Origin of the sequence: Paenibacillus glacialis (assembly GCF_001637205.1) — a bacterium.
Lineage (GTDB): Bacteria > Bacillota > Bacilli > Paenibacillales > Paenibacillaceae > Paenibacillus_AQ > Paenibacillus_AQ glacialis.
In genome coordinates this window covers 65,691-79,897 of record NZ_LVJH01000017.1, presented here as the reverse complement: position 1 = coordinate 79,897, position 14,207 = coordinate 65,691, and the positions used below count along the sequence as shown (strand labels likewise).

Sequence of the window (14,207 nt, the reverse complement as noted above, 5' to 3'; positions counted from 1 at the left end):
CACACGACCACAATCTATCCCCTCCACTCCTCAGGTAATAAATCATGATATGGTCGCTGCGTGAATCGATCATCCACTAACATCAGAATACCTGTATCTTGTTCCGACCTAATGAGTCTGCCACCCGCTTGCTGTACTTTGTTCATACCTGGAAATACATAAGCATAGTTGTATCCATTCTTGCCGATCCCATTGAAATAATCCTTAATCAAATCTCGTTCCATTCCTAACTGAGGTAGTCCTACCCCCACAATAGCCACGCCATTCAATCGATCTCCCTGTAGATCAATACCTTCAGAGAAAATACCTCCCAACACAGCAAATCCGATGAATGTCTCTGAATTATCCGACCGAAAGGACGCTAAGAAAGCCTCCCTCTCCTCTTCAGCCATACCCTGACCCTGAACAATAGTGCTTAGATCAGCATTGTCCGACATAAACGGATCATATATATCATACAAATACTGATAGGATGGAAAGAAGATCAAGTAATTCCCTTTCTTCTCACGTACCATCTGACTCAATAAGCGCACTAATGCTTCTTTGGTCTTCTCTCGATCCCGGTACCTCGTTGAGAGGGGCTCAATTCGTACGTCTAGTTGTTCAGGGTGGAATGGAGAAGGTACAGTCACACTGTAATCATCTTCTCCTGCTCCGAGCATGTCTCGATAATAATGAAGGGGAGACAGCGTGGCGGAAAAGAATATCGTCGAGCGAAATCCTTTTCCTGTTTGAGCGAGCAAGGTTGAAGGATCCATGCAGAATATTTTGATGGCCACGCTATTTGAAATGACCTCAGCATAAGTCACATACCGCTCATCATATAATTTTGATATTCGAATCATATTTTGTGCAGCGAAGTAGGTATCTAATAGCAATGGGCCCGAATCTACATTTGCGTTCCCTTGAAGTTCTTGTTCTGCTTCTTGAACAAAGAGCTCCAACAAAGCGATAAGTTCTTCAGGAGGTTCCTTCCATAACTTTCGCTTAACCTCGCCACATTCTTTTTTCAAACGAATGAAATACTGATTCACAGCACGGGACGTTTCATGAATACGATCATTCGTACCTTTATATCCTCTCTGAAGTTCCAGAAATTCAGTCTTGCCTATATCGCTTGAGAACATCTCTCGTCCTCGATCGACTAAGTTGTGGGCTTCATCCACGAGTAATACCGTCTTCTTCTTCCGCTCTTCAAACAGTCGCTTCAGTGATACTCGTGGATCAAAGACGTAGTTGTAATCACATATAATCGCATCTGCCGCATAGGCTGCATCTAATGAGAACTCAAAGGGGCACAGTTGATGCTTGCGGGCATAATGCTCAATCACAGTCCTGTTCATCAAGGTCTCACTCGATAACATATCCATGATCGCTCCGTTAAGACGGTCGTAATAGCCCTCTGCAAAAGAGCAGTCTTCTTTACGACATGAGACCTTTTCTTGGAAACATATTTTATCCTTAGCCGTTAACGTCACAGTTTGTACACATAATCCCTTGGATTGCATCAACTCAAATGCCCTTTCTGCAGCGGTTCGAGTCGTCGTTCTAGCCGTAAGGTAGAAGATTTGTTGAAGCAGTCCCTCCCCTATCGCTTTCACAGACGGGAACAATGTTGATAGCGTTTTCCCAATCCCTGTAGGTGCTTTCGCGAACAACTTCTGCCCTTCCTTTACCGTCTGATATACTGCTCCTGCTAGCTTTCTCTGCCCCTCACGATAGCTATCAAAAGGGAAGGGTAGTGATTGTATACTTTCATCCCTACGGCGGGCATTGTTAATCCTTAAGGAAGCATAGGGGGTGTATCTGCTCAGAATCTCCATTACCAAAGACTCCAGCTCTGAAAAAGTATGCTCTCGTCTGACGCATTTCGTATCACCCGTAACAACCTGAATATACGTTAACTGAATCTTCATTTGACCAAGTCCCTGTTCTTTCGCTACCATATAAGCATATAGTTGTGCTTGAGCCCAGTGAACAACATAGCCTTCCTCTATATGTGAAATGTCCGAGGAGGTTGATTTGATCTCATCCACCATCCAACCATTCTCCAAGTGGATTAGTCCATCACATCTTCCTTCAATGATATAGATCATGTCCTCGTATAGAATTTCTGTCTTGAGGGATACTTCTTTCAAATCACCCTCTTTATACATTTTCTGCACTTGTTGATGAATCCTAGTTCCTTCGTGAAGTGCATTCGCAGTACGGAACCCTGATTCGATATCTCCGCTGCGAAAAACATATTCGACCAAAGGCCGAACAGATACTTTTACTTGTTTCTGTTCATTACTCCGTACTACCAATAGGATCACCTGTTCCCATGATTTTTATTTATCATATCATGATTCCATCCAGATCATTAGATATTCTTATGATACTTATAAATAAATATAATTAACAATCTAGTGTATTAATGTGTTGAAGTGGTACAGAAAAAGTGTATAATTCTTAAAAACAGAGAAAAAGATTAATAGAGGAGAGATTTTTTATGACATTTTTACATGTGAATGAGCCCGATGAAGTGCAAGCTAAACAGTACGTGAACAGTGTATTTGAAACGGTTCAAAAACGTAATCCCAACGAAGAAGAGTTCCATCAAGCTGTAAAAGAAATTCTTGACTCTCTTGTGCCAGTTATAGCTAAACAACCGAAGTACATGAAAGCTGGTATTCTTGAAAGATTAGTAGAGCCAGAAAGACTTATTATGTTCCGAGTGCCTTGGGTTGATGATCAAGGACAAGTAAGAGTTAACCGTGGATACCGCGTACAGTTTAATAGTGCAATTGGCCCTTATAAAGGCGGACTACGCTTCCACCCATCCGTTAACGCTAGTATCATCAAGTTCCTAGGATTCGAACAAATCCTTAAAAACTCACTTACTGGTCTACCTATCGGTGGAGGTAAAGGTGGATCAGACTTTGATCCAAAAGAGAAATCAGATGACGAAGTCATGAGATTTACACAAAGCTTCATGACAGAACTTTGCAAATATATTGGTCCAGATGCGGATGTACCTGCTGGTGATATCGGTGTTGGAGCTCGCGAAATCGGATTCTTGTTCGGACAATACAAAAGAATCCAAGGTGGCAACCAAGCAGGCGTTCTTACAGGTAAAGGGATCGCTTATGGCGGTAGCTTAGCACGTCCAGAAGCAACAGGCTACGGTACTGTTTATTTCGTAAATGAAATGCTACAAGCTCAAAACCTTACTCTAAACGGAAGTACTGTGGTTGTATCTGGTTCTGGAAATGTAGCTATCTACGCGATCCAAAAAGCAGCTCAATTGGGAGCAACTGTTGTTGCATGTAGTGACTCTAACGGATATGTCTACGATCCTACTGGTATTAATTACGAAACCGTTCAAAGACTTAAAGAAGTTGAAAGAAAACGTATCAGTGAATATGTCAATGAACATCCAAATGCTACTTACCATGAAGGATGTCAGAATATCTGGTCCATTCCTTGTGATATCGCACTACCATGTGCTACACAGAATGAGATCGATGAAGATGCAGCTAAATTGCTCGTGAAGAACGGTGTTAAAGCCGTAGCAGAAGGTGCTAACATGCCATCTACTTTAGCAGCTATTGATGTATTCTTGGAGAATGGTATTCTATTCGGACCTGCTAAGGCTGCAAATGCTGGTGGAGTAGCAGTATCTGCTCTTGAAATGTCACAGAATAGCATGAGATTGGCTTGGACTTTTGAAGAAGTCGATGAGAAGTTACACCAAATTATGATTAACATTTATAAGAGCAGTGCGGAAGCAGCTGAAACTTATGGCTACCCAGGAAACCTTGTGGTTGGCGCTAATATTGCTGGATTCATCAAGGTTGCAGATGCTATGTTAGCTCACGGTGTAATCTAATTATCTTATAATGTGAACCCTAAACGTATGATTTGAATAAGGCATTTCTGTGATCGGTAGCTATACTGATCTGCGGGATGCCTTATTTGTTATTGATTTATGAATATGAGGGTTCGTTTTTAGTTCGATCTATCTAGTATGTTTACTAATCTAGTAAAACCTGGTTTTGACATCTAATACGCTCGAGAGCATAATTACATATATTCTATTCTTTTCATAAATCATATATAAGCGTTCATACATTCATATGGAAAGGAAGTCATTCATTTGTCTTGGTCATCTATTAAGAGGCTTCTAAAGAGGCCTTTCGTACTATTCACCATTATTTTATTGCTTAAAGGTCATTTAGCGTGGGCTGTTACCTTTGGAGAGCTCCTTCCTTGGAAGGTATTAGTTACAGAGATTCCTTTCATATGGCTATTATTCAGTCTAGTAGAATGGTTTGCTAGCAAGCGTAAATTAACCTGGTATATGGTCATTAACCTTCTTGTAACATCCATATTCTTCGCTGTCATTATGTACTATAAGTATTATGGAGTCATTGTGACCTATCATGCACTAGAACAAGTTAATCAAGTAACCGCTGTAAGCAATAGTGTCTTCTCACTACTTGCCCCATATTATTTATTTATTTTTACTGATATTATTCTCTACTTCATACTTTCCTTTCGCCACACCAAGTTTAAGCAATGGAAACGCCATATGGCCCATAAAGGGAGCAAACGTGCCGTTTCGATATTATTCATCTTTTCATTGGTCGTCTGCCTCTTTAATGTACTTCCAAATCGAGCGAGCATGAATGAAATTACACAAGCTCAAGAGATGGGTATTCTAAGCTATGAGGCCTATACTATTTTCTCAAAAGATAAAACTGAAATGGTTCCCATGGATGAAATTTCGCAACAATCCATCGATCAATTAAAAGGAACCACCGTTCCGGTTAACCCTGCCTTCTCGCAGGCTGCGGAAGGCAAGAACATTATTATTATTCAATTAGAATCATTTCAGAATTTCTTGATTAATCTGAAGATTGATGGCCAAGAAATCACTCCTAATATGAACAAATTAGTAAATAGCAATTTTTACTTTCCTAACTTCTATCAACAGGTTGGACAAGGAAATACATCAGATGCGGAGTTTGTCGTGAATACTTCTTTCTATATCCCATCCATTGGGGCTGCTACACAGAACTACCCTGACAAGCAGTTACCGAGTCTTCCTAAACTATTGAAGGAACAAGGATATCAGAGTGCAACATTCCACACGAATAATGTGGAGTTCTGGAATCGTAGAGAATTGTACAACGCTCTAGGATTCGACAAATATTATGCTCAACCATTCTTTGAAGATGAAGACGTTGTGTTCTTCGGATCCACGGATGAAGTCCTGTATAAAAAGACCGCAGTGAAACTACAAGAAATGGATCAACAAACTGAGCCCTTCTATGCTCAAGTCATTTCTATGACAGCACATCATCCTTTCACGATTCCAGAAGACAAATATAAAATGACATTACCAGATCGTTATGAAGGCACCTTCGTAGGGGATTACATTCGTGCTCAGAATTACGCGGATTACGCACTTGGATTGTTCATCGAAGACTTGAAGAAGAACGGTGTATGGGATAATAGCCTTATTGTTACTTACGGAGATCATATGGGTCTACCTATGTATTCTCTAGAACGTAAAGATGAACAATTAATGCAAGAAATTTACGGACATGAATATAGCTACAAAGATATGCTTAATATTCCACTCGTAATTAGTGGACCTGGAATAACCTCCCCTCGAGTTTTTGAACAGCTCGGTGGACAGGTAGATATCCTGCCAACGATAGCTAATCTCGCTGGAGCGTCGCTTGATTCTCAGATTCATTTCGGGCAAGATCTGTTGAATCAGAACACAAACATACTCCCTCAGAGATACTATCTTCCCACTGGCTCTTTCCTGAGTACCAAGGCTTTATTTCTTTCAGGCAGTGGATATGAGGACGGAACCCATTATCCTCTTGCCGGATATGAAGACAGTAGCGTTAGCGCAACGAAAGCTGAATATGAACAGGCGCTGAAATTACTCCACCTTTCCGATAGTTATGTCAGTCAGTTACCCGATCGACAAAAGAAATAATTTCTGTTTATCAAGACAGATATAAATAGAGGGTGTCCCATAAGCCATAATGGCTAGGGACACCCTCTTTGCATGCCGACCTTCTACAGCGAGTTCACGTATTTTCTTGACTAATCTTTTTGCGAAATTGATTAGGCGCAATATTCTTAAATTGCTTAAATTGCTGAATGAAATAACTAGAATTCGAGAATCCAACCTCCAAAGCAATCTCCGTCATACTAGTGTCTGTCGTCAGCAGTAATTTCTCCGCTTCTGTAATCCGTATGTAGTTCAAGTAGTTCGTAAACGTCTTCCCCATGATTGCTTTGAACTTTCGTGAGAAATAACTATAACTCAGGTTACACATACGTGCGGCCGTTTCCGCATTAATGTCCTCCATGTAATGATCATCAATGTATTCGAACACCTTTTGTAGCATTTGAAAATCCATTTCTTTCAGTGAATGGGCAATATCCCAATTCGGTTGAGTATCCTGCGACCTCCGCAAAAACCACAGAAATACTCTACATATTAATGTCCGAACTGCTAGTTCAAACCCATAGTTTTGCGAAGAAAACTCTTCATGAATCTCTGTAACAAGGGAAGGTATCGGTGTATCTATCAAATCTTGTTCGGTGAAAACTCGCTGATTCGTTGATTTCGCCATGGTGAAGGGTAGCACATATTTGGATTCGAAAATCGTTCTTGAAGTGGAATATAGTATTTCCGGGTCAAACTTGATCACGACATAAGCGACCTCTTCCACGTCCGTCGAATAAATAGAATGCGTCTCATGAGAATGAATAAGGATAAGATCCCCTTTACTCAGAATATGGCATTCTCCACCAAGAAACACCTTCGCTTGTCCAGATAAGAAATATAGAATTTCAATATAAGTATGCCAGTGTGCACCTACAACCCATCGACTTCCAACACTTGTATGAATCATACATTCATAAGGATACTGGATGGAACCTAAGGGTGACCGATTAGATTCAAAGTAAGCTTCCGTCATGATAACACTCCCACGATGACAAATATTTAATATTTTAAGATAGCTTCATTGTATTACTTATACTCTGAATTTGGTAACTTTATTTGTATCAAGAAAGGAGCTAAAGCGACATGGCAAATATCGCATTACAACTCTATTCAATTAAGGAATTAACGAATGTAGATTTTCTCGGCACACTGAAAAAGGTTGCAGAGATCGGGTACGACGGTGTGGAGTTCGCTGGATATTTTGGTACATCAGCTAAAGATTTGAGAAAAGAGTTAGATGATTTAGGACTTCAAGCCGCGGGTAGCCATATTGGTATTTCTGAGCTCGAAGTAAATCTTGATCGCACGATTGAGTATTCACTAGAGATTCAAAACCCATATATCGTTTGTCCGGGTCTTCCAGAAGAGATGCGAGACAGTGCTGATAGTTATAAACGAACAGCTGAACAGTTTAATATCATTGGTGAACGCTGTAAAGAGCATGGCATAAGGTTCGGTTACCATAATCACGATATTGAATTCCAGACATTCGAGGGTGTATATGGGCTAGATCTACTCATGAGTCATACACATTCAGATCATTTATTTATGGAGTTAGATACATTTTGGGTAGAACATGCAGGTCTTCATTCCATAGACTTTATTCATCAATACAAGGAACGTTGTGCCATCTTGCATATGAAAGATATGAAGAGTAAAGAAGACAAACGAAATATAGAGATTGGCTCAGGAATTATCGATTTCAATAGCATTACTGCAGCTGCCAAACAATTCAATCTTGATTGGTATACCGTAGAACAAGAAGAGTTCGATCTACCACAACTGCAAAGTATTGAGATGAGCTTACAATATTTAAGAGGAATTCTATAACTTATCAAAGGGGAATATGACATGACACAGAATGCTGAGAAAATACTAAAAGTAGGAATCGTCGGTTGTGGAGGAATTGCTAATGGCAAACATATCCCTAATTTAATTACGCAGTCCAATGTAGAACTCGTTGCTTTGTGCGATATTATCGAAGAGCGTGCTATTGAGACGGCTAAGAAATTCAACCTTGATAACATTCAAATATACGCAGATTACAAAGAACTATTGAAAGATACAAGTATCGATGTCATCCATGTCTGCACGCCGAACAAATCGCATTCCTTCATTACGATCGACGCATTAGAATCAGGCAAACATGTGCTGTGTGAGAAACCAATGGCCAAGACTGCTGCCGAAGCCAGATTAATGCTGGAAGCTGCCAAGCGTACAGGTAAGAAGCTATCTATCGGTTACGACAATCGCTATCGTCCAGACTCCTTGCTACTTAAAAAGGTATGTGAACGAGGCGAACTCGGCGACATTTATTACGCTAAAGCTCATGCTATTCGTAGACGTGCTGTTCCAACATGGGGCGTATTCTTGAATGAAGATGAACAAGGCGGTGGACCGTTAATCGATATCGGAACCCATGCGCTGGACCTAACGTTATGGTTAATGGACAATTACAAAGTGAAGAGTGTTAAAGGTAATGTGTATCACAAGCTGGGTAGCAAGAAAGACGCAGCAAATGCCTTCGGCCCTTGGGACCCGGCACTATTTACAGTAGAGGATTCCGCTTTTGGATTTATTACGATGGACAATGGAGCAACGGTTACGCTCGAAGCTAGCTGGGCGCTGAATACATTAGATGTGGGCGAAGCGCAGGCTACGCTATGTGGTACCGAAGGTGGTGCGGACATGAAAGACGGTCTGCGAATCAATGGAGAAGAGCTGGGTCACCTATTTACGAAAAAGCCAGAATTAAATGTAGGCGGAGTTGCTTATTTTGCAGGCAAATCTGAAACCCAGGCGGGTAGAGAATGTAGATTGTGGATTGAAAGTATCATCAATGATACAGACCCAGTTGTGTTGCCGGAACAAGCACTCGTCGTTACTGAAATACTTGAAGCGATTTATGAATCAGCGCGGACTGGAAAAACGGTATATTTTGATAAATCATCTAGAGAGGAACTGAACATATGATACGAATCGGGAAAATTAGTTACTGGCATGTACATGCATGGGATTATACCAAACAAGCCCAAGAGCATCCAGAGGCAGAAATCGTAGCAGTCTGGGATGAAAATCCGACACGTGGGAAAGAAGCAGCAGAGAAACAAGGCGTTCCTTTCTACGATTCACTGGATGAGATGCTGAAATCTGATGATATTGATGCAGTGATTGTGGATGCGCCTACATCCATGCACCATGAGGTGATAATTAGAGCAGCTGCAGCGGGCAAACATATTTTCACAGAAAAAGTCATTGCCCCTACACTACGTGAAGTCACTGAAATTTTAAAATCGATTGATGAGACACAAGTGAAACTGACGGTTTCCCTTCCAAGATTAAATGACGGATACACACTTGCCATTCAAGATATATTGAAGCAAGGACTGCTTGGTGAGGTGACAAACGTTCGTGTTCGTTTATCTCATAATGGAGCCACAGCAGGCTGGTTACCGGATCATTTCTACCAATTTGAAGAATGCCTCGGTGGAGCGTTAATCGACCTTGGCTGTCACCCTATGTATCTGACAAGTCTGTTCTTAGGACAGGAACCAGTTGAGGTCAATGCACAATTTGGCTATATCACAGGAAAAGAGGTTGAAGATAACGCTGCCGTATTATTATCAACCCCTTCTGGGGCCGTAGGCGTGGTAGAAGCAGGATTTGTGAATAATTTCTCTCCATTTACGATAGAAGTTCATGGCACGGATGGTACCCTTCTGTATGGTACGCCTGATAACAAACTGCTCATTCGGACATCCCAAAGAGAAGAATATACGAATGATTGGGTGGAAATACCGCTACCCAATCATCGCATTAGTGCTTTCGAACAATGGATTGCCCATATTCAGCAGGATACGTCAGCAGATGAGAACATTACATGCGCAACTCAATTGACGAGGCTGATGGAAGCATCGAATATTTCAGCTCGTGAGCATCGCGCAGTTCGTCTAGATGAGTTGAAATCGCAATCTTATTGATTTAGAAGACTAGAAAGGTCGCATTCTCAGTATCACTGGGAATGCGACCTTTTATTTACTTCATGATCCAGCTAGTCGCTTTAACAACTGCGGCATCGGCGTTCTTCAGATCTGTCTCACCTGAGCTCAGAAGAGTACTATATTGTTTCACACGGTTTTTGCCATTGGGCGGCTGATTGTATTCATTGGTATCTACGATCAAGGTACGTTTGGCATAGAAATTGGTCATGAAGGTTTTCTCGTTGGTGCTGTTTCCAGACCGAGAGAGTATGCCTTCGAGACTATCAGAACCACCGGATGCTCCATGATTTAGTGCTGTATCGACGAAGGATCCGATGGTCAGTGCAGAATTAAATCCGCGATTCTTCGCTTGCTGCACACTATATTTGATATATACGTTATAGAAAGTGCGCCACATTGCCTCTCTCCATGCAGCATTTTTTTGGAGTGCATTAATCTTTTTGACAAAAACACTATCGCTATCGGTAATATTCAAAATGGAGCCACTCATCGTTCCTTTAACACCAGCACGTTTCAATCCGCCTTGAATCGATGGATTGCTAGCTCCACTGGCAGCATCAAATTCTTTGAACAATGCTGGGCCATCAGGGCCTGTGTCTCTGGGACCCCCTGTTGTAGCTCCAAATATACCTATCGTATATCCACGTTCATCATCGATATCCTCACAATAACCATAGAACTTTGTCCAATCAAGCTTGTCTTGCTCTGCTTTGTTGACCAGCTTCATGATGTTATTCCACTGCTCTCCATCAAGTCCCGTATTCGTCTTCAGGAACTTGAGCGTCGCTGGCGAGAAATTAGCGTCATGATCAATAGCTGCTGCCACGGCATCTTGGCTTAACAAATCTTCTTCGTTTATTGTAGATAATGATTCCTCCGTATTTAACTCATATGAATCATCGTATACTTCACCTGAATCATCATAAACCTCACCTGAATCGATATATTCCTCCGAAGGAGCACTATTCTCATCAGCATAAACCTTCGTTTGAATAGGGTTCGATATCCCCGAAAATGAAGCACTAACGATAAAGCAAAGCGAGATAACTAAAAATTTCACTCTATTATTGACGGGTCTAGCGACTTCCTTATCCATACCATTCCTCCTAAAAGAATGTAATTTTTACCAACACGATTAATATAATGCAATCCTAATCATTCGTCAATAGTATAAGCGCTTTAACTTTATGATTTAATAAATTAAAGATATTACCAATATAATCTTCCGTTTACCTTCATCAAATTAGTTTAAGCGCTCACACTTTTAGTTAGGCATATGTTCACACCATATTATTTATCAATCCTATACTTAAGAACATTTTTATGGGACAGAACTTAAATACCTAGACGTCTCGTATACTTCATTATGTACAAAGTGGCATGAACCATATGTATTTAAGGAGGTTGATTTATATGTTAACGTTCATTCAACGAAATATAGGTAAGGCACTAGCTGTAACCTTATTTTCGTCACTCATGATGATGATGACAACTCCCACTTCTGTTCTAGCCTCAACCACAGTAACACTTAGCCCATCTGACGATTCCTATGTACAACAAAGCAACCCTGTCTCGAACTATGGAACCGCAACATCTCTGATTATTAAAAATGATCCAACAGCTCCCCGCTCTGCCTTCCTTAAATTCAATCTTACAGGTATTGCTGGAGTTACCAGCGCCAAATTAAGGGTTTATGGAAGTGCTTCCTGGAATACGATTCTTTCGGCATATAAGACAACGGATAACTGGACAGAATCATCGATCACCTGGAACAACAAGCCTGCAGTTGGCATTTCAACTGGAAGCGTATCGATGAATAACTCGATCACCTATTATGAAATAGATGTTACCTCTTATGTAACCACGGAATCTGCGGGAGATCTTAGTGCATCCTTTGTACTGCAAGAAAGTGATGGCAAATATACGACGTTAAATAGTAATGAGAATGCTACGAATAAACCTCAACTTGTTATTATAAGCAGTGGTGTGGGTACTGGAGGGGATACGCAGGCACCCACTACGCCAACAAACTTGACCGGTTCGGCAGCGTCTAGCAGTCAGATTGATCTGAGTTGGAACACATCATCCGATAACGTAGGCGTAACAAGTTATGAGGTGTACCGGAATGGGAGTTTAGTCAAAAGTGTAACTGGTTCAACTACAAGTGATACCAGCCTAGCTGCTTCCACGGCCTACAGCTACTATATAAAAGCAAAAGATGCCGCAGGCAACGCTTCAGCACAAAGTAGTGCGACCGTGGTTACAACGAAACCAGCTATCACACTGCCACCGACAGGCTGCACGCAAGCACTGAATACGACATCCGCCATTCAAAATGCTTTAAAAACGGCTACTCCCGGCTCCATCATTTCGATTGCTCCAGGTACGTACACAGGAAATCGATCAACGAGTGGAGACCCCGGTGGTCAAGGACTCTTTTACTCAGATAAGAATGGTACGTCGACAAGCCCCATCTTTCTTACCAGCTGTGATCCGAATAATCCAGCTATCCTTAAAGGATTAAATGTCAATGATGGTTCCTATGGTATACATCTGACAGGTGACAATTGGCAAATTAGCAATGTTGAAATTACTAACGCGCAAAAAGGAATTGTTATCGACAATGGAAATGGTAATATTTTACACAACGTCAAAGTTCACAATATTGGGGATGAGGGTGTTCATTTCCGGGATGGTAGTTCCTATAATACGCTTGAATACTCAATAGTTTACGACACAGGTAAATATCAAGCAGGATACGGCGAGGGAGCTTATGTTGGGTCTGATTCCAGCTCAAATTATGAGCACACCGTAACAGGTAACGTGATTAGCCATACCCTGTTTGATGGTGGTATTACAGCCGAACACATTGATGTGAAAGAAGGCGCTAGTGGTACCCTAATTGAATACTGTACATTCAATGGAACGGGAATTAGCGGCGACAACAGCGCGGATAGCTTCGTGGATGTAAAGGGTGTAAACACGATCATTCGTTACAATCAGGGCTACCGAAATGGCAATGTAAATATTGTAGATGCTTTCCAGGTTCGAACACATGGCACTGCTTATGTAACAGGAACGAACAATGCCTTCAATCACAACACGGTGAACTTGGATAGCTCAACAGGTTACGTTGTATTTGCAACAGGTGCCACAACCGGAACGACGGCGCAGAACGATAGTCGTATTGGCGGTGGGAATTTATACAATAGCAATGTGAATTAACTACGAAACTGAACCAAGTGAGTCGGAAATACTAACGTGAAGAAATCTCCGACTCGTATTGGTCAGGATTGTGTATCGCCATTTCACGTGATTTGCGGAATTTCAAAGGGGCAAGGCCGACAATACTTTTGAACATTCGTCCGAAATGCGTAGAACTCTCAAATCCGACGCGTTCAGCGATCTCCGTAACCGATAATTTGGAATCCTTCAAGAAGTAGCAAGCATGTTTGACTCGAACGTTGTTGATATATTCGATAAAGGTAAATCCAGTCGATTCCTTGAAGGTTCGGCTTAGATGAGAAGTACTCAAGTAAAATCGTTTAGAAATATCCTCTAGGGTAAGCCGCTGATCATAATGATGGTTAATGTAATGGACAACTTGGGAAATTTGCTGATGAACCCGATCTGAGGAGCGTTGGTTTTGTTGACCACAGCTGTTCTTTTTACGTTGTATGAAAATTAATAGTTCAGTTAAAATAATTTTGAGGTAAAGATTTGTTTCGGGCAATCTGTTCGCTTGCTCAACGATCATTTTCTCAAAGATTCCCTCGACGAAGCCTTGTTCTGGACCTCTTAGCCGAATGACACACGAACCGGGTAAAAAAGAGGCCAACGGATGAAAGGCTGTTTCCCCTCCCAACAAGTCGCATAGGTACTCCTCCTGGAACAGTAACGTAACTCTTTCGAAAGTCGAACCATTCGGATTGATCAACTTATGCGCATCGTTCATTCTAATCAGTAGCAATGAACCACTGACAACTTGATACGATTGATTCTCGATAACATAATACAACTCGCCAGAAATTAAGTAGAGGATTTCATAAGCATCGTGATAGTGTACCGTCGGAATGCTTGTGCTCGATTTGCTTTCCTTGCTGATATAGAAAGGTGTGGATCGAAAGAAGTGAATCTCTAGCACCTCCCCGGAAGCCCGGATTATCTGTTGGTGATCTTATTGTAAC

10 protein-coding genes are annotated in these 14,207 nt (G+C 41.4%); 6 read left to right on the top strand and 4 right to left on the bottom strand.

What is annotated here, in order from left to right; genetic code table 11:
* Positions 1-14: 14 nt before the first annotated feature.
* Positions 15-2,306 carry a helicase C-terminal domain-containing protein gene (locus PGLA_RS10225; RefSeq protein WP_068532212.1) on the bottom strand — a complete coding sequence of 764 codons (2,292 nt, stop codon included), beginning with the start codon at positions 2,304-2,306 and terminating at the stop codon, positions 15-17.
* Positions 2,307-2,491: 185 nt separating this feature from the next.
* Between PGLA_RS10225 and gdhA the strand changes: the two genes are divergently transcribed.
* Both gdhA and PGLA_RS10215 read left to right on the top strand, forming a co-directional pair.
* A complete protein-coding gene (gdhA, locus tag PGLA_RS10220; RefSeq protein WP_068532210.1) occupies positions 2,492-3,871 on the top strand; it encodes an NADP-specific glutamate dehydrogenase in 1,380 nt (459 codons plus the stop codon).
* Between the two features lie 267 nt (positions 3,872-4,138).
* A complete protein-coding gene (locus PGLA_RS10215; RefSeq protein WP_068532208.1) occupies positions 4,139-5,998 on the top strand; it encodes an LTA synthase family protein in 1,860 nt (619 codons plus the stop codon).
* A gap of 94 nt (positions 5,999-6,092) precedes the next feature.
* Here the strand turns inward: PGLA_RS10215 and PGLA_RS10210 are convergent, their stop codons facing one another.
* Positions 6,093-6,992: a helix-turn-helix domain-containing protein gene (locus tag PGLA_RS10210; RefSeq protein ID WP_068532206.1), complete on the bottom strand. Its 900-nt coding sequence runs from the start codon at positions 6,990-6,992 to the stop codon at positions 6,093-6,095.
* A gap of 110 nt (positions 6,993-7,102) precedes the next feature.
* Between PGLA_RS10210 and PGLA_RS10205 the strand changes: the two genes are divergently transcribed.
* Genes PGLA_RS10205 through PGLA_RS10195 form a run of 3 tightly spaced genes read left to right on the top strand, consistent with a single transcriptional unit; the run spans position 7,103 to position 9,999 of the window.
* On the top strand, positions 7,103-7,849 hold the full coding sequence (locus tag PGLA_RS10205; protein WP_068532204.1) for a sugar phosphate isomerase/epimerase family protein: 747 nt from the start codon (positions 7,103-7,105) through the stop codon (positions 7,847-7,849).
* Between the two features lie 21 nt (positions 7,850-7,870).
* Entirely contained in the window at positions 7,871-8,992 is a 1,122-nt protein-coding gene (locus tag PGLA_RS10200; RefSeq protein ID WP_068532202.1) for a Gfo/Idh/MocA family protein, read from the top strand.
* Complete coding sequence (locus PGLA_RS10195) at positions 8,989-9,999, top strand: Gfo/Idh/MocA family protein (protein WP_068532200.1); 1,011 nt, start codon at positions 8,989-8,991, stop codon at positions 9,997-9,999. Before PGLA_RS10200 ends, PGLA_RS10195 begins: the two co-directional genes overlap by 4 nt.
* A 55-nt stretch (positions 10,000-10,054) precedes the next feature.
* Here PGLA_RS10195 and PGLA_RS10190 read toward each other — a convergent pair whose 3' ends face one another.
* A complete protein-coding gene (locus tag PGLA_RS10190; RefSeq protein ID WP_145939532.1) occupies positions 10,055-11,116 on the bottom strand; it encodes a chitosanase in 1,062 nt (353 codons plus the stop codon).
* 317 nt (positions 11,117-11,433) lie between these two features.
* On the opposite strand from PGLA_RS10190, the gene PGLA_RS10185 reads away from it, so the two are divergent.
* Positions 11,434-13,245 (top strand): CBM96 family carbohydrate-binding protein, encoded by a 1,812-nt coding sequence (locus tag PGLA_RS10185; RefSeq protein WP_068532198.1) that lies wholly within the window; start codon positions 11,434-11,436, stop codon positions 13,243-13,245.
* A 31-nt stretch (positions 13,246-13,276) separates the two neighbouring features.
* Here PGLA_RS10185 and PGLA_RS10180 read toward each other — a convergent pair whose 3' ends face one another.
* Positions 13,277-14,164: an AraC family transcriptional regulator gene (locus PGLA_RS10180; RefSeq protein WP_068532196.1), complete on the bottom strand. Its 888-nt coding sequence runs from the start codon at positions 14,162-14,164 to the stop codon at positions 13,277-13,279.
* Between the last annotated feature and the right edge of the window lie 43 nt (positions 14,165-14,207).

Bases quoted from the DNA above. Each gene is read 5' to 3' on its own strand.
- gdhA (WP_068532210.1), top strand. From the start codon at position 2,492: ATGACATTTTTACATGTGAATGAGCCCGATGAAGTGCAAGCTAAACAG.
- PGLA_RS10210 (WP_068532206.1), bottom strand. From the start codon at position 6,992: ATGACGGAAGCTTACTTTGAATCTAATCGGTCACCCTTAGGTTCCATC.
- PGLA_RS10205 (WP_068532204.1), top strand. From the start codon at position 7,103: ATGGCAAATATCGCATTACAACTCTATTCAATTAAGGAATTAACGAAT.
- PGLA_RS10200 (WP_068532202.1), top strand. From the start codon at position 7,871: ATGACACAGAATGCTGAGAAAATACTAAAAGTAGGAATCGTCGGTTGT.
- PGLA_RS10195 (WP_068532200.1), top strand. From the start codon at position 8,989: ATGATACGAATCGGGAAAATTAGTTACTGGCATGTACATGCATGGGAT.
- PGLA_RS10190 (WP_145939532.1), bottom strand. From the start codon at position 11,116: ATGGATAAGGAAGTCGCTAGACCCGTCAATAATAGAGTGAAATTTTTA.
- PGLA_RS10185 (WP_068532198.1), top strand. From the start codon at position 11,434: ATGTTAACGTTCATTCAACGAAATATAGGTAAGGCACTAGCTGTAACC.